The 14,023-nt window shown below is 70.4% G+C and carries 16 protein-coding genes and 1 tRNA gene; 12 read left to right on the plus strand and 5 right to left on the minus strand.

Annotated features, from left to right (window positions below; all coding sequences use genetic code 11):
• Window positions 1-9: 9 nt before the first annotated feature.
• A complete protein-coding gene (locus G6N48_RS20640; RefSeq protein ID WP_085270873.1) occupies window positions 10-390 on the minus strand; it encodes a LapA family protein in 381 nt (126 codons plus the stop codon).
• Between the two features lie 99 nt (window positions 391-489).
• Here G6N48_RS20640 and G6N48_RS20645 point away from each other — a divergent pair, with 99 nt between their 5' ends.
• From G6N48_RS20645 to G6N48_RS20665, 5 genes are read left to right on the plus strand one after another with little or no spacing between them, the layout of a single operon-like run.
• Window positions 490-1,440: an ABC transporter substrate-binding protein gene (locus G6N48_RS20645; RefSeq protein WP_085270874.1), complete on the plus strand. Its 951-nt coding sequence runs from the start codon at window positions 490-492 to the stop codon at window positions 1,438-1,440.
• Window positions 1,437-2,528 carry an ABC transporter ATP-binding protein gene (locus tag G6N48_RS20650; RefSeq protein ID WP_085270875.1) on the plus strand — a complete coding sequence of 364 codons (1,092 nt, stop codon included), beginning with the start codon at window positions 1,437-1,439 and terminating at the stop codon, window positions 2,526-2,528. Before G6N48_RS20645 ends, G6N48_RS20650 begins: the two co-directional genes overlap by 4 nt.
• A 1-nt stretch (window position 2,529) precedes the next feature.
• Window positions 2,530-3,216 carry an ABC transporter permease gene (locus G6N48_RS20655; RefSeq protein ID WP_085270876.1) on the plus strand — a complete coding sequence of 229 codons (687 nt, stop codon included), beginning with the start codon at window positions 2,530-2,532 and terminating at the stop codon, window positions 3,214-3,216.
• Window positions 3,213-3,893, plus strand: a complete 681-nt coding sequence (locus G6N48_RS20660; protein ID WP_085270877.1) for an ABC transporter permease — start codon at window positions 3,213-3,215, stop codon at window positions 3,891-3,893. Before G6N48_RS20655 ends, G6N48_RS20660 begins: the two co-directional genes overlap by 4 nt.
• 60 nt (window positions 3,894-3,953) lie before the next feature.
• Window positions 3,954-4,553, plus strand: a complete 600-nt coding sequence (locus G6N48_RS20665; protein ID WP_139825924.1) for a putative glycolipid-binding domain-containing protein — start codon at window positions 3,954-3,956, stop codon at window positions 4,551-4,553.
• Here the strand turns inward: G6N48_RS20665 and G6N48_RS20670 are convergent.
• Window positions 4,516-5,460, minus strand: coding sequence for a prephenate dehydrogenase (locus G6N48_RS20670; RefSeq protein ID WP_085270894.1), 945 nt, complete (start codon window positions 5,458-5,460; stop codon window positions 4,516-4,518). The genes G6N48_RS20665 and G6N48_RS20670 overlap by 38 nt on opposite strands.
• A gap of 142 nt (window positions 5,461-5,602) precedes the next feature.
• Between G6N48_RS20670 and G6N48_RS20675 the strand changes: the two genes are divergently transcribed.
• The 3 genes from G6N48_RS20675 (at window position 5,603) to G6N48_RS20685 (ending at window position 6,714) form a co-directional block, all read left to right on the plus strand.
• Window positions 5,603-6,124 (plus strand): tRNA adenosine deaminase-associated protein, encoded by a 522-nt coding sequence (locus tag G6N48_RS20675; RefSeq protein ID WP_085270878.1) that lies wholly within the window; start codon window positions 5,603-5,605, stop codon window positions 6,122-6,124.
• A gap of 12 nt (window positions 6,125-6,136) precedes the next feature.
• Window positions 6,137-6,595 carry a nucleoside deaminase gene (locus G6N48_RS20680; protein ID WP_085270879.1) on the plus strand — a complete coding sequence of 153 codons (459 nt, stop codon included), beginning with the start codon at window positions 6,137-6,139 and terminating at the stop codon, window positions 6,593-6,595.
• Between the two features lie 29 nt (window positions 6,596-6,624).
• Window positions 6,625-6,714: transfer RNA gene (locus tag G6N48_RS20685), tRNA-Ser, on the plus strand.
• 389 nt (window positions 6,715-7,103) lie between these two features.
• On the opposite strand, the gene G6N48_RS20690 is transcribed toward G6N48_RS20685, so the two are convergent.
• Window positions 7,104-7,676 (minus strand): DUF732 domain-containing protein, encoded by a 573-nt coding sequence (locus tag G6N48_RS20690; RefSeq protein ID WP_232066672.1) that lies wholly within the window; start codon window positions 7,674-7,676, stop codon window positions 7,104-7,106.
• Window positions 7,677-7,699: 23 nt separating this feature from the next.
• A complete protein-coding gene (locus G6N48_RS20695; RefSeq protein ID WP_085270880.1) occupies window positions 7,700-8,833 on the minus strand; it encodes a cellulase family glycosylhydrolase in 1,134 nt (377 codons plus the stop codon).
• A gap of 237 nt (window positions 8,834-9,070) precedes the next feature.
• Between G6N48_RS20695 and G6N48_RS20700 the strand changes: the two genes are divergently transcribed.
• A complete protein-coding gene (locus G6N48_RS20700) occupies window positions 9,071-9,457 on the plus strand; it encodes a DUF2237 family protein (RefSeq protein WP_085270881.1) in 387 nt (128 codons plus the stop codon).
• Here G6N48_RS20700 and G6N48_RS20705 read toward each other — a convergent pair.
• Window positions 9,447-10,346 (minus strand): IclR family transcriptional regulator, encoded by a 900-nt coding sequence (locus tag G6N48_RS20705; protein ID WP_232066673.1) that lies wholly within the window; start codon window positions 10,344-10,346, stop codon window positions 9,447-9,449. The genes G6N48_RS20700 and G6N48_RS20705 overlap by 11 nt on opposite strands.
• An 82-nt stretch (window positions 10,347-10,428) precedes the next feature.
• On the opposite strand from G6N48_RS20705, the gene G6N48_RS20710 reads away from it, so the two are divergent.
• Genes G6N48_RS20710 through G6N48_RS20720 form a run of 3 tightly spaced genes read left to right on the plus strand, consistent with a single transcriptional unit; the run spans window position 10,429 to window position 13,976 of the window.
• Window positions 10,429-11,715: a sulfotransferase family protein gene (locus G6N48_RS20710; protein WP_085270883.1), complete on the plus strand. Its 1,287-nt coding sequence runs from the start codon at window positions 10,429-10,431 to the stop codon at window positions 11,713-11,715.
• Entirely contained in the window at window positions 11,708-12,964 is a 1,257-nt protein-coding gene (locus G6N48_RS20715; protein WP_232066674.1) for an MBL fold metallo-hydrolase, read from the plus strand. Before G6N48_RS20710 ends, G6N48_RS20715 begins: the two co-directional genes overlap by 8 nt.
• Before the next feature lie 40 nt (window positions 12,965-13,004).
• A complete protein-coding gene (locus tag G6N48_RS20720) occupies window positions 13,005-13,976 on the plus strand; it encodes an LLM class flavin-dependent oxidoreductase (RefSeq protein WP_085270884.1) in 972 nt (323 codons plus the stop codon).
• The last annotated feature ends 47 nt before the right edge of the window (window positions 13,977-14,023 follow it).

The raw sequence follows: 14,023 nt of genomic DNA on the forward strand, positions 1-14,023 counted from the left end.
CGCGCGCCCCTAGCGTACGGCCGCCGCGTGGTGCTGCTTGGCCGCCCGCCGCAACTGGATGATTCGCGCGGTGCCGGCGGCCACGGTGATCAGCCCCCCGACCACCGCCGCCAGCAGGATCGCGACCCCGAGCGGCAGGGTCCAGTGCCACGCCAGGAACGTGAAGGCCGCTGACGTCGTGTTCTGGGTGATGAAGATCAACAGCACGATCAGGGTCAGGAAACCGACGGTCAGCGACGACCACAACGCTCCCGCGCGGGTGAACGCGACGGCGGGTTCCCTGGACTTCGCACCGGGCTTGGACGGCGGCGGCGGCGGCCCTGGCTGCGCAGACTGTTGGGGCTTTTGCGGCGGCTGCCCCGGGGAGGCGGGGCTGTTGGGGCTGCTCATAGTGTCATCTTTGTCCCATCCAGCCGAGATTGAAACCAAACGGCGCAACCGGCCCGCATCTGACGGCGACGCGGCAGTCCTGACGTTAGTGTCGGCGGTATGAGGTTGCCGCGCCGTGCGCCCAGCGCGATCGTCCGGGTGGCCCACTGGCTGGCGGCGCTGTGTCTTCTCGCCGCCTGCAGCAATGTTGACCCGCTGGGGGTGCAGGCCCGCAGCCCGAAATCGATCGTGGTGGGCTCCGGGAACTTTCCGGAATCGCAGATCGTCGCCGAGATCTACGCGCAAGCGTTGCAGGCCAACGGTTTCGACGTCGGAAGGCGCATGGGCATCGGCAGCCGCGAGACGTATATCCCGGCGCTCGAGGACCATTCCATCGACCTGGTTCCCGAATACATCGGAAACCTGCTGCTGTATTTCGCCCCCGAGTCCACGGCAACCGTGCTCGACGCGGTCGAGGCGGAACTGTGGCGGCGCCTGCCCGGCGACCTCGCCATCCTGACGCCCGCGCCCGCCTCCGACACCGACACCGTGACGGTCACCGGCGCGACGGCCAACGCGTGGCACCTGAAGACCATCGCCGACCTGGCGCCGCACTCGGCCGGCGTCAGATTCGGGGCACCGTCGGTGTTCCAGACGCGGCCGGCCGGCCTGCCGGGGCTCGAGCGCAAGTACGGACTGAACATCAGCCCGGCCAACTTCGTCGCCATCGAGGACGGCGGCGGCGCGGTGACCGTGCGGGCCCTCCTCGAGGGGAAGGTGAACGCCGCCGACGTCTTCAGCACGTCGCCGGCCATCCTGCTGAACCATCTCGTCGTGCTCGACGACCCATGTCACAACTTCGTGGCCGGCAATATTGTGCCGCTGGTCAATTCGCGGAAGAACTCCGACCGGCTCAAGGAGGTCTTGGACTCGGTGTCGGCCAGGCTCACCTCCCAGGGCGTGGCGGAGCTCAACGCGCTGGTGGCCGGAAACTCCGGAATGGACCCGGCCCAGGCGGCGCGACAGTGGGTGCGCGCCAACGGCTTCGAACATCCCATGGACAGCCCGTGATCGTCTTCGACCGCGTCAGCAAGGTCTTCACCGACGGGACCGCCGCACTCGACGGGCTGAACCTCGAGGTGCCGACCGGCAGGCTGACGGTCTTCGTCGGCTCCTCGGGCAGCGGCAAGACCACGGCCCTGCGAATGATCAACCGGATGGTGGAACCGACGTCGGGCACCATCACCGTCAACGGCGCGGACGTGGCTGGCGTCGACCCGGTGAAGCTGCGTCTGGGAATCGGCTACGTCATCCAGAACGCGGGCCTGATGCCCCACCAGCGGGTGATCGACAACGTCGCAACGGTTCCCGTCCTCAAGGGGCAGTCCCGCCGGTCCGCCCGCGCGGCCGCCTACCAGGTGCTCGAACGGGTCGGGCTGGACCCCAAGCTGGCCACCCGCTACCCGGCGCAGCTCTCCGGCGGCGAGCAGCAGCGCGTCGGCGTGGCGCGCGCGCTGGCTGCCGACCCGCCGATCCTGTTGATGGACGAGCCGTTCTCCGCCGTCGACCCGGTGGTCCGGCACGAGTTGCAGAACGAGATCCTGCGGCTGCAAAGCGAATTGCAGAAGACCATCGTCTTCGTCACGCACGACCTGGACGAGGCGCTCAGGCTCGCCGACCGGGTCGCGCTCTTCAAGGGCGGGCTGCTGCAGCAGTACGACGAGCCCGAACGACTGCTCGCGCGGCCCGCCAACGACTTCGTCGCGAGGTTCATCGGCCTCGGCCGGGGCTACCGCTGGCTGCAGCTGATCGACGCCGCCGGGTTGCCCCTGCACGACGTCGAACGCGTCGCCGCGGACGAACTTCCCGACCGCCCGCAGGGGGACTGGGCCGTGGTGGTCGACGACGCGGGCGCGCCGGTGGGCTGGATCGACGCGGAGGGCCTGCGGCGTTGCCGCGCGGGCGCGTCGTTGTCGGAGAGCATGAGCGGCGTCGGCTCACTGTTGCGTCCACAGGGCAACCTCAGCCACGCGCTCGACGCGGCCCTGTCGTCGCCGTCGGGCGTGGGCGTGGCCGTGGACGACGGCGGCAAGGTGATCGGCGGCGTGCTGGCCGCCGACGTCCTGGCCGCGGTGGAGGCGTTGCGGGGGCGGAGCTGACGTGCACTATCTACTCACCCACCGCGACCAGGCGTGGGCGCTGACGGTGATCCACCTGCGGCTGTCGCTGCTGCCCGTGCTGATCGCGCTGGCGATCGCGGTGCCGCTGGGTGTGCTGGTGCAGCGCGCCCCGCTCGCGCGGCGGCTGACGACGGCGACGGCCAGCGTGGTGTTTACCATTCCCTCGCTGGCGCTGTTCGTGGCGCTGCCGACGATCATCGGCACCCGCATCCTCGACGAGGCCAACGTGCTGGTCGCGCTGGCGGCCTACACGGCCGCCCTGCTGGTGCGCGCGGTGCTCGAGGCGCTCGACGCCGTGCCGGCCCGGCTGCGCGACGCCGCGATCGGGCAGGGCTACCCCCCGCTCACCCGGATACTCAAAGTCGAACTGCCGCTGGCTATCCCGGTTCTGGTCTCCGGGCTGCGGGTGGTCGCGGTGACCAACATCGCGATGGTGTCGGTGGGCGCGGTGATCGGCATCGGGGGCCTGGGCACCTGGTTCACCGAGGGCTACCAGACCGACAAGAGCGATCAGATCGTCGCCGGCATCATCGCGCTGTTCGCGATGGCGATCGTCGTGGACGCCCTCATCCTGCTGGGCGGCCGCCTGGCCACGCCCTGGACGCGCGCCGGGCGCGCCGTCCGGAGACGGCCGACCGCGGCCCCGGTGGTGGGCGGCGCGCGATGAACTTCGTCGCCGAAGCGCTCTCCTACCTGCTGACCGCCGCCAACTGGACCGGCCCCGTCGGGCTGGCGGCGCGCACCCTGCAGCACCTCGAGTACACGGCCGCAGCGGTGGTCGCGTCGGCGCTCATCGCCGTCCCGATGGGCATGATCATCGGCCACACCGGCCGCGGCGCGCTGCTGGTGGTCGGCGCGGTCAACGGCCTGCGGTCGTTGCCCACGCTGGGCGTGCTGCTGCTCGGTGTGCTCGTGTTCGGGCTCGGTGTGGGCCCGTCGCTGGTCGCCCTGATGCTGCTGGGTATTCCCGCGCTGCTGGCCGGCACCTATGCCGGCATCTCCAACGTGGAGCCGGCGGTGGTCGACGCCGCCCGCGCCATGGGGATGACGGAGCCGCAGGTGCTGCTGCGCGTCGAGCTGCCCATCGCGCTGCCGCTGGTCCTCGGCGGGTTGCGCAACGCGACGCTGCAGGTGGTTGCCACCGCGACGGTGGCCGCCTACGCCAGCCTCGGCGGGCTGGGCAGGTATCTGATCGACGGGATCGCGCAGCGCCAGTTCCACCTGGCGCTGGTCGGTGCGCTGATGGTGGCGGCGCTGGCGCTGGTGCTCGACGGCGTGCTGGCGGTGGCGGTGTGGGCGTCGGTGCCCGGCACCGGCCGGCTGCGCAAACCCGTCGTGACGTGAGACTGGACGCACTTTCCGGGCAAGCCCGCGACGGCTTCGGGGACGCTCTACGGTAGACGGGTGAACGCAGCCTCCTCTGATCCGACTCGACGCGTGTGGCAGGCGATGCTCACCTGGCGCGCGCAAGATGTATCCCGCATGGAGGCCGTCCGAATTCAGTTGTCCGGCAGGCGGATCCGAGCCAACGGCCGCATCGTGGCGGCCGCCACCGCCACCAACCCCGCCTTCGGCGCCTACTACGACCTGCAGACCGATGAGACGGGCGCCACCAAGCGGCTCGGGTTGACGGTCACGACGGCCGAGCGCGAACGCGTGCTGTCCATCGCGCGCGACGAGGAGAACATGTGGCTGATCACCGGCCACGACGGCGACCGCCGCGCGGCTTATGACGGCGCGCTGGATGTGGACGTGGTCTTCAGCCCGTTCTTCAACGCCCTGCCCGTCCGCCGGTTGAGCCTGCACGAGCGCCCGGACTCGGTGACGCTGCCGGTGGTCTACGTCAACGTGCCGGACATATCGGTCACCGCGGCAGCCGTCAGCTACACCAGCGAAGGGCGCCGCGACGGGATCAAGCTGCGCTCCCCGGTGGCCGACACCACGGTCAGCGTCGACGAAGAGGGCTTCATCGTGGACTATCCAGGACTGGCAGAGCGGATCTGATCACCCCGCCCGCGCGTCCCGCGGCGGCCAGTTCGTCGCGCCAGTTCTCCGCGCCGATGATGACGTGGAAGATGTCGGAGCGCGGGAAGTTGTCGTAACGCGTCCGCGCGGCGTGACCGGCGTCGACGAGTTCGGCCACCGAATCGTGGGTGGCCAGCGACTCGCGGGCGCGGCCCAGCAGTTCCATGGCCCGATCGGCGGTGTGTATCAGCTGCCCGGAGTTGCCCTCGCACATCGCGCGGACCAGGTCAGGGGCGGTGGCCGCCACCCGGGTGGCGTCTCTGAAGGACCCCGCGGCCAGCGCGAACGCCAACGGAATCTCCCCGGCGATGATCGCCAGCGCCTCGGCGAGCAGGTGCGGCAGGTGCGAGATGGCGGCCGCCGCGGCGTCGTGTTCGTCGGATTTGGCCGGCACCACCTCCGCGCGGCAGTTCAGCGCCAGCGTCATCACCATCGACCACACCTGGGGATCGACGTGGTCGTCGACGCTGACGACCCACGGCGCCCCGGTGAACAGGCCGGAGTGGCCGGCGGCCCACCCCGAATGCGCGGTACCCGCCATCGGGTGGCCGCCGACGAAGCGCTCCCGCAGGCCGGCCGCGGTGACCGCGTCGAGCACCGCCCCCTTGACGCTGGTCACGTCCGTCAGCGGGCAGCCGGGCGCCACCTCCGCGATGTGGGCCAGCATGTTCGGCAGCGCCGGCATCGGCACGGCCAGCACGATCAGCGCGCCGGTCTCGGCGGCGCGGTGCAGCGTGCCGGTCAGATCGGTGGTCGCGTCGAAACCGTCGGCGATGGCCCCCTGCGCGCTTTCCACCGAGCGGTTGTACCCGAACGCTTCCCGGCCGGCCGCCGCCAGGGCGCGCATGATCGACCCGCCGATCAGGCCGAGCCCGAGCACGCACACGGGCTGCTGAGGAACGACGTCGGCCACCGTCCAAGGTTGGCACAGTGCGGGGTCGGCGTTGCCTCCGGCCGCCGCCTCGCCACGGCGTGTGCGGCGCCTGCTTCTGGTCAGGAAGCCTGGTCAGCGACTAGCGTAGGCGGCCATGGGAGCTCAACGGGCCTCAGCCCAGGGCCTGTCCGCAGACACGCCGGACGGCTTTGGGGTCGCGGTCGTGCGCGAAGAAGGCCAGTGGCGCTGTTCGCCGATGTCCGCCAAATCCCTGACGAGTCTCAACGCCGCCGAGACCGAGCTGCGCGAACTGCGCAGCGCCGGAGCGGTGTTCGGGCTCCTCGACATCGACGACGAGTTCTTCGTCATCGTCCGCCCGGCGCCCTCGGGCGCGCGGCTGCTGCTGTCGGATGCCACCGCCGCGCTGGACTACGACATCGCCGCCGAGGTGCTGGACAAGCTCGATGCCGACCTCGATCCCGACGACCTCGAGGATTCCGAGCCCTTCGAGGAGGGTGACCTGGGCCTGCTGGCCGACATCGGGCTGCCCGAGGCGGTGCTGGGCGTCATCCTCGACGAGACCGACCTCTACGCCGACGAGCAGCTGGGCCGCATCGCCCGGGAGATGGGGTTCGCCGACGAGCTGTCGGCGGTGATCGACCGCCTCGGCCGGTGACCGCGGCCATCGGTGCGCACTGACGAAGACCTGATCCGTGCGGCGCTGTCGGTCGCCGCGACGGCCGGCCCCCGCGACGTGCCCGTCGGCGCGGTGGTGATCGGTGCCGACGGAACCGAACTCGCGCGGGCGGTCAACGCCCGGGAGGCCCTGGCCGATCCGACGGCGCACGCCGAGATCCTGGCGATGCGCGCGGCGGCCGCCGTCCTGGGCGACGGCTGGCGGCTGCAGGGCACCACGCTGGCCGTCACGCTGGAACCGTGCACCATGTGCGCGGGGGCGCTGGTGCTGGCCCGCGTGGCGCGCCTGGTGTTCGGCGCGTGGGAACCCAAGACCGGCGCGGTCGGCTCGCTGTGGGACGTGGTCCGCGACCGCCGCCTCAACCATCGCCCTGCGGTGCGCGGCGGCGTGCTCGCCCAGGAGTGCGCCGCGCCGCTGGAAGCGTTCTTCGCCCGCCAGCGATTGGGTTGAGCGGCGGGCGGTTCGGTAAGCTGCTCCGCGGTGGCGTGTCCGAGCGGCCTAAGGAGCACGCCTCGAAAGCGTGTGACGGCTAAAACCGTCCGAGGGTTCAAATCCCTCCGCCACCGCCAAAGCTCTCAGGCTCTCTCACCGGCCGAGGACTCTGCGGCCGTCGCGAGGCTCTGGGCGGCTTCGTCGTCCCGGATCGCGCGGATCCGCCCAGCCTGCCAAAATGCTGTCACCGCTGTAACCAGCGGCGACCGAGCGCCGTCGGCTGCCAGAGAGAAGGAATCCCGACATGAAGACGCCAGTATTGATGGCCTGCGCAGCCCTAGCGGCAGCGGTGACGTGGACGGCTCCGTCGGCCCCGGCGACCACTCCCTATTGCGATTCGCTCCCGCCCCGGGACGCTCGCGAATGCAATTGCGGCTTCGACTTCGCCCCGGGCACTCCGGAACTGCACGACTGCCTGTACGGGAATGCGGGGGCGCCCAAACCCAGCCCCACCCCGTAACACCCGTCAGGGCACCGTCCCGACCATGTCGTTGTGCTGCGGGCAGTAGGTGTGCACCGAGATCGTCACGTAGGTGTCGGCGTGCTGGCCGAGCGACGGATTGCTCCCCTGGAACGCCGCGACGATCTGCGGCACGGTCATGCCCTGGTCGATGTCCTGGCAGACCAGTTTGCCGTTGTAGATCGCGGCGTCGGGGTTGGCGAACGAGATGCCCTGGTCGTTGAGCTTCTGCACGTAGGCGTTGTCCTGGTCGGGAGTGGACGCGATCGACGACGGAGCCGAAGTCGGCGCGGGCGTGCCGCTCGGCGACGCGGCGGCGTCGCCCTTCGACGGCGAGGACGAAGAGCCCCTGTCATCGGGGCCGCCGGGGCTCATCAGCCAGAAGGCCACCATGATCACGCCGGCCAGGGCCAGGCCGCCGGCGAACAGCGCGGCCGCCCTGCGCCAGGTGTCGCGCCACGACTGGCGCTCACCCGCCGGGGCGCTCGCGGCGGGGGCGTCGTCGCCGCGCGACCACGCCAGATTGGCGGCGGCCGTCTCGTCGGAATTCTCATGAGCCGCCGGGACGGGCTCGGGCATGACGGAAATGCTAGCCGCCCGCCTCAGGCCTGGCTTCCGGCCAGCCCACGCATGGTCAGGCCCTCGTTGTCCTGGAACGGCCGTCCGTCGGGGCGCAGCAGGTCGTGGAACCAGACCTTCGGGATCGAGGTGTACGGGTGATCCCAGGAATCCCAGGGAAAGTAGGTCTGCGTCTTCCCGGCGACCAGGCCCCAGTTGATGGCGCCGACGTTGTGACGCTTGGCCACCGGCAGGATCGCCTCCACGGTGCTGCCTTTGGTGCGGGCCATGTACTCGGTGCACAGGACCGGCCGGCCGAGCGGGGCGAGCTCGGCGATCCGGGACTCGAATCCCGCGGGCTCGGCGTAGGAATGGAACGTGATCACGTCGGCGTTCGCGAGCTGGAAGTCGCTGATGGGGCTGCGGCCCTTGGGTTCTCCCCAATCACCGCGCCAGACGCCGCTCGTCAGCGGCTGACCGGGGTCCACGGCGCGGGCCCAGCGGAACACCTGCGGGAGCAGGTTCTCCACCAGCTGCTCCTTGTCGCTGCGCTCGGCGCTGCGATATTGGCGCGCCGGGTTGTCGGGCTCGTTCCACAGGTCCCAGCCCAGCACGCGGTCGTCGTTGCGGAACTGGGTGAGCACGCCGGTGACGTAGTCGCGCATGACCGCGGCGTAGCGGGGGTCGCCGAGCCGTTCGGCGCCCGGGCTTTGCACCCAGCCCGAGTTGTGCACCCCGGGTCGGGGGCCGCGCTGTCGCCCCGCCCGCGGCGCCGGGTCCCAGCAGGAGTCGAAGAACACGAACAGCGGCTTGATGCGGTGGCGGCCCGCGATGTCGACGAACTGGCCCAGCCGCGTCTGGAAGCCGCGCGGATCGGCGGCCCAGAGCTGGTCGTGCAGGAATACCCGCGCCGTGTTGTGCCCGTAGAACCGGGCCCAGCCGAGCTCGGTGTCGATGCGGCGCGGGTCGAAGGTGTCGGGCTGAAACATCTCCAGCTGGTTGATGGCGTTCGACGGAATGTAGTTCGCACCGACGAGCCAGCCTTGCGCCTGGTACCAGCGGTTGGCGCGATCGGGGGACCACCGGCCGGCCTCTTCGGCGCGGGCGCGCGGCGCTCGGCTCAGTGCTGCACCGGTGGCCAGGAGTAGCGGCAGTTTCAGGGCCGTTCGACGGTGCACGCTGTGACGATAAGTTTGGCGGGCTCACTAACCGTGGAGCCACAATCGGGCGTCGAAAATCGTTATCGACTCGTCACCTTGGGCCACTCGGAGTCCGCGTTCGCCCGCGGCGCGCCGTCCTTCGTTTTCTGGCCCGGCGCCGCGAAGGTGCGCGCTGAGCAGGAGGGACGATCGTCGCCTCACCTTCGACCGCGAAGTCCCGTCGAACTTCACCCCAAACAGCGCAATACTGAAGGCGTGCCTGATCGCAACGTGCTAGGCGGGTCGCTCCAGCCATGCGGCAACGAACCGCTCACCGGTTACTACCGCGACGGCTGTTGCTCGACAGGTCCCGAGGATGTGGGCCGGCACACCATATGTGCGGTGATGACCGCCGAATTCCTGGAGCATCAGCGCTCCATCGGCAACGATTTGCTGACGCCGATACCGGAATACCGGTTTCCGGGTCTGCTGCCCGGCGACCGGTGGTGCGTCACCGCGCTGAACTGGCTGCAGGCCCACGAGGATGGATGTGCCGCCCCGGTGGTGCTGGCCTGTACCCACGAGCGAACGCTCGAGGTGGTGCCCCTCGAGGTGCTCGAGGAGCACAAGGTCGACGTTCCCGACGACCTGGCTAACCTCTAGGCCCCGCGACCCGCGACTCGATGCGCCGCGCCGCGGCGCGCACCTGCCTGCCCAGTCGCCCGACCTGGGCGGCCGTGAGTTCGGCGAACGGCGCGGCGCCGATCGACATCGACGCGATCCCGTCCTCGTCGAGGATCGGCGCCGAGACGGTGGCGATGCCGTGCCTGCCCTGGCCGGCGAGCTCGCCGGCCACGAAGTCGATGACCGTGAGGTCGGCGAAGGCGCGCGCGAGCCGCGCGGTGATGGCATCGGGCTCGCCGTCACGCCCGAGCGCGCGCAGCGCGGTGTACACGCGTGCGTATTCGCGGCTGAGCCGGTCGACGGCATAGCCGCGCTCGCGAATCTCGTCGAGCACGGCGCCGATCCGGCGGGATAGGGCCGCCGATGGCCTGCCGATGCCTTCGAGCCACGTCCGCCGCGAACCGGCGGTGGCGAACGCGGCGTAGTCGCGGCCGAACGGCGCGACCAGCGGCATGCGCAGGCCGCGCTCCACCCCCATCCCGGACGCGGATTCACCGGCGCTGTCGACCACCACGATGGCGTTGCCTTCGCGGCGGGCGAGGAACGCCTGAGTCCCGGCGTTCTCGGCCAGCTCTCGGAGCACCCCGTGGAACCTGCGGTCACCGGCCGGGCCGGTCAGCGACGCGATGCCCGGCCCGCAACAGTAGGTGGCCGCCGCGGCGTCGCGCAGTACCCAGTCGTGCACGGCCAGCGTGGCCAGGATGGCGTGGCCGGTGGCCCTGCTGATGCCGAGTTCGCGGGAGATCTCCGCCAGGGAGAAGGCCCGGCCGGGCTGCGACGCGAGCAGTTGCATGATCGCGACGACGCGTTGCGTCGGCGGGGACGAGGGTTGACGAGGCGTCTGCACCGAGGCTACCGTCTGTGTCACATTTCGAATGGTACGTCGAATATTCGACACCACGGAACATTCGCCACCGGGCATGGTCGACACGGGTCGAGGAGGCGGTCGCATGGGCGCGGCAGGCTTCGGGGTCGGCGACATCCCCGACATCGACTTCGACGACCTGACGTCGCCGCGGCTGACCGACGTTCAACGCCAGATCCTGGAGTACACCGAGGCCAGGCCCGTCGAGTTCGACATCGACCGCATGCTGGCCGAGGCGATCGCCGCGGCCGGCGTCGGTGACCCCGACGGCATCGACGACGCCGGCGGCTTCGGGGACCGGCTCCGCGCGCACGTCGGGGCGATCGAGGCCGACGAGGGGCTGCGCCAGCTGACCCGCGGGTCGCTGCGGCAGCGGATAGTTCGCCTGCTGCGCAACCGGATATCACTGACCGACCTCCTCGAGCGGTACCCCGAGATCGAGTCCATCGAGATCGAGAAGCCGTTCATCGTGGTGGGGATGCCGCGCTCCGGCACCACCCATCTGGTGAACCTCATCGCCGCCGATCCCGGCCGGCGCGCGTTGCCCTACTGGGAGAGCCAGGAGCCCGTCCCGGCGCGCGGGCAGGGACCCGGCGTGTCCGGCGTCGACCCCCGCTACGCACGGGCCAGAGCCGAACACGACGCGTTGATGGCCAGCGCGCCGGTGGTGGCCGCCATGCACGACCGCTACCCGGAGGCGATCGAGGAGGAGGTGGAGCTGCTCGACCTCGACCTGGCCGCCTACGTGCTGGAATGGCATGCGCGCGTGCCTGGTTGGCGCGATTGCTACCTGCTCTTGGACCAGACCCGGCACTACGCATACCTGCGAAAAGTACTGCAGGCGTTGACTTTCCTGCGCGGACCGCGAACCTGGGTCCTCAAGAGCCCGCAGCACTGCGAGCAACTCGGCCCGCTGATGGCCACCTTCCCGGATGCGACGGTGGTCTTCACCCACCGCGACCCGGTCGCGGTGATCCAGTCGACGATCACGATGATGGCCTACTCCGACCGGCTGCGCCGCACCAGCATCGACCCGCAGTGGCTGCTGGCCTACTGGACCGACCGGGTGCACCGCCTGCTCGGCGCGTGCGTGCGCGACCGCGACCTGGTGCCCGCCGAACGCAGCATCGACGTCGGCTTCCACGAGCTCAACGGCAGCGAGCTGCCGCTGCTCGAGGAGCTCTACCGGCGCGCCGGATCCGAGGTGAGCTCGAAGGCGCGGGAGGGCTTCCGTCGTTACCTGGACGGAAATCCGCGCGGCAGGCACGGCCGCATCCGTTACGACCTGCGGCGGCACTTCGGTGTCTCGCCCGACGAGCTGCGCGGCCGGTTCGACTTCTACTTCAACAGGTTCGAGGTGCGCGATGAGTAGCGACGCCGAGCAGAGCGAGCCGGTCTACCGGAGCAGGCCGGGTGCCGAGGCCATGCGCCCCGCGGCCGCCGAGCGTGCCGAGCGGATCGCCCCCGGGCTGTGGTGCTCGCCCGGCCTGTCGAACGCCTACCTGCTGACCACGGCCGACGGGCGGGTGATCGTCAACACCGGGATGGGTTTCGAGGGGCCGGTGCACCGCGCCAACTTCGACGCAGTCGACGCCTCGCCGGTGCGGTACATCATCTTCACGCAGGGCCACGTCGACCACGTCGGCGGACTGGACAGCGTGCGCGACCCCGGGACAACGGTTGTCGCGCAGGCGAATTGGCGTGCGTGGCGCGACGACAACGAACGCCTGATGCCCTACCGCGCCGCCCGCAGCGCGTTCGCCTTCAAGGACACGCTGGCGAAGGGCATCGGCGCGATCCAACGGCGCGTCGGCAGCAAGCGCCTGCCCGGCCAGAGCGTGCCCGTCGTGGACCTCGACTTCGAGGACACGCTCACCCTCGAGGTCGGTGGCCGGCGGCTGGAGCTGATCTCCGTGCCGGGCGGGGAAACCACCGACTCACTAGTGGTCTGGCTGCCCGACGAGCGAATCTGTCTGTGCGGTAACACCTTCGGTCCCGTCTTCGGACACATGCCCAACCTCGTCACCGTCCGTGGCGACCGGTACCGCGACGCGCTGACGGCGATCGCGTCCGTGGAGCGGGTGCGCGACCTGAAGCCCGAGCTGCTGGTGACGGGCCATTTCGAGCCCATCGCGGGACGGGGGCGCATCGATGCCGAGCTGACCCGGCTGCGCGACGCGCTCCGGCACGTCCACGACCAGACGGTGGCAGGCATGAACGCCGGCAAGGATGTCCGGACGTTGATGCGCGAGATCACGCTGCCGCCGGACTGCGACGTCGGTGAGGGTTACGGCAAGGTGGCGTGGGACGTGCGGGCCGTCTGGGAGAACTACTCGGGCTGGTTTCACCACGAATCCACCACGGAGCTCTACCCTGTCGGCTTCGACGCGGTCGCCGCCGACGTCGTCGAACTGGCCGGGGCCGCCGCGCTGGTGGACCGCGCCCGGGCCCACCTGCGCGCCGATCGCCCGCTGCACGCGATCCACCTCGCCGAGCTCCTGCCCGCCGACCACCCGGACGCACGCGGCGTGCTGCGGGAGGCGCACGAGAGACTGCTGGCCGCGAGCGCCAACTTCTGGGAAAGCGCCTGGCTCAGAGAGCAACTGGCGAGGAACTCATGACGGCGCCTCGCACCGGCCCCGCGATGACGGGAGGCGGGACGTGCTGCTGACGGTGCTGCGCTTCAATTTCGCCTCACCGCAAGGTGATCCGCGCACGCAGAACCGGATCCTGTCCACCGCGCTGGAACTGGCCCAGTGGGGCGAAGCCCACGGCTTCACGTCCGTGAGCGTCGACGAGCACCACTCGACCGGCCACGGGTGGAGCTGCAACCCGATCATGGCCGCGGCGATGTTTCTGGCGCGGACCTCGAGGCTGATCGCCAGCGTCGACTGCGCACTGGGACCGTTGTGGAACCCGGTCCGGCTCGCCGAAGACATCGCGCTGGTCGACAACATGAGCCGTGGCCGGTTGCACACCACGGTGGGCCTCGGCTACCGCACCGTCGAATACGATGCTCTCGGAGCCGATTTCGGCGACCGCGGCGCGTTGATGGACAATCTGGTCGAACGCATGCTGTCGGTCTGGGCCGGCGCCGGCGCGGACGCCGGGATCTGCACGGGCACCTGGACCCGTCCTCATCCGCCGCTGTATGTGGGGGGCGGCGCGCGCGCCACTGCGCGCCGGGCGGCGCGTTTCCGGCTGCCGCTGAGCCTGGCCGACCACCTGCCCGACATCGCCGCCTACTATCGCGGCCTGTGCGCCGACGCGGGGATCCCGCCGCTCGTCCTGATGCCCGGGCCGGTCAATCGCGGGATGATCTACCTGCACGAGGACCCGGACCGTGCCTGGGCCGAACTCGGTGACCACATCCTGTGGGAGGCGGTCACCTACGGCCAATGGTCCACCGACGCGCGTTCGTACATGCACATCCCGGGGGTGCGAACGCTCGACGAGGTCCGGGCATCGGGACGGTACCGCTTCCTGACCCCCGAGGAGTTGATCGCGGAGATCCGGGCCGCCGACGACTACGGGCCACTGGTCATGCACCCCCTGGTCGGCGGCATGCCCGCCGACGAAGCGTGGAAGTCCGTGCAACTGCTCGCCGACAAAGTTCTGCCCGCGTTCACCTGACGCCCGTGTCAACACCCGGGGATCGGGTATCTGCCATCGCGTAAGGC

Origin of the sequence: Mycobacterium parmense, from assembly GCF_010730575.1 — a bacterium.
Lineage (GTDB): Bacteria > Actinomycetota > Actinomycetes > Mycobacteriales > Mycobacteriaceae > Mycobacterium > Mycobacterium parmense.

Bases quoted from the DNA above. Each gene is read 5' to 3' on its own strand.
- G6N48_RS20640 (WP_085270873.1), bottom strand. From the start codon at position 390: ATGAGCAGCCCCAACAGCCCCGCCTCCCCGGGGCAGCCGCCGCAAAAG.
- G6N48_RS20645 (WP_085270874.1), top strand. From the start codon at position 490: ATGAGGTTGCCGCGCCGTGCGCCCAGCGCGATCGTCCGGGTGGCCCAC.
- G6N48_RS20660 (WP_085270877.1), top strand. From the start codon at position 3,213: ATGAACTTCGTCGCCGAAGCGCTCTCCTACCTGCTGACCGCCGCCAAC.
- G6N48_RS20675 (WP_085270878.1), top strand. From the start codon at position 5,603: ATGGGAGCTCAACGGGCCTCAGCCCAGGGCCTGTCCGCAGACACGCCG.
- G6N48_RS20690 (WP_232066672.1), bottom strand. From the start codon at position 7,676: ATGCCCGAGCCCGTCCCGGCGGCTCATGAGAATTCCGACGAGACGGCC.
- G6N48_RS20710 (WP_085270883.1), top strand. From the start codon at position 10,429: ATGGGCGCGGCAGGCTTCGGGGTCGGCGACATCCCCGACATCGACTTC.
- G6N48_RS20715 (WP_232066674.1), top strand. From the start codon at position 11,708: ATGAGTAGCGACGCCGAGCAGAGCGAGCCGGTCTACCGGAGCAGGCCG.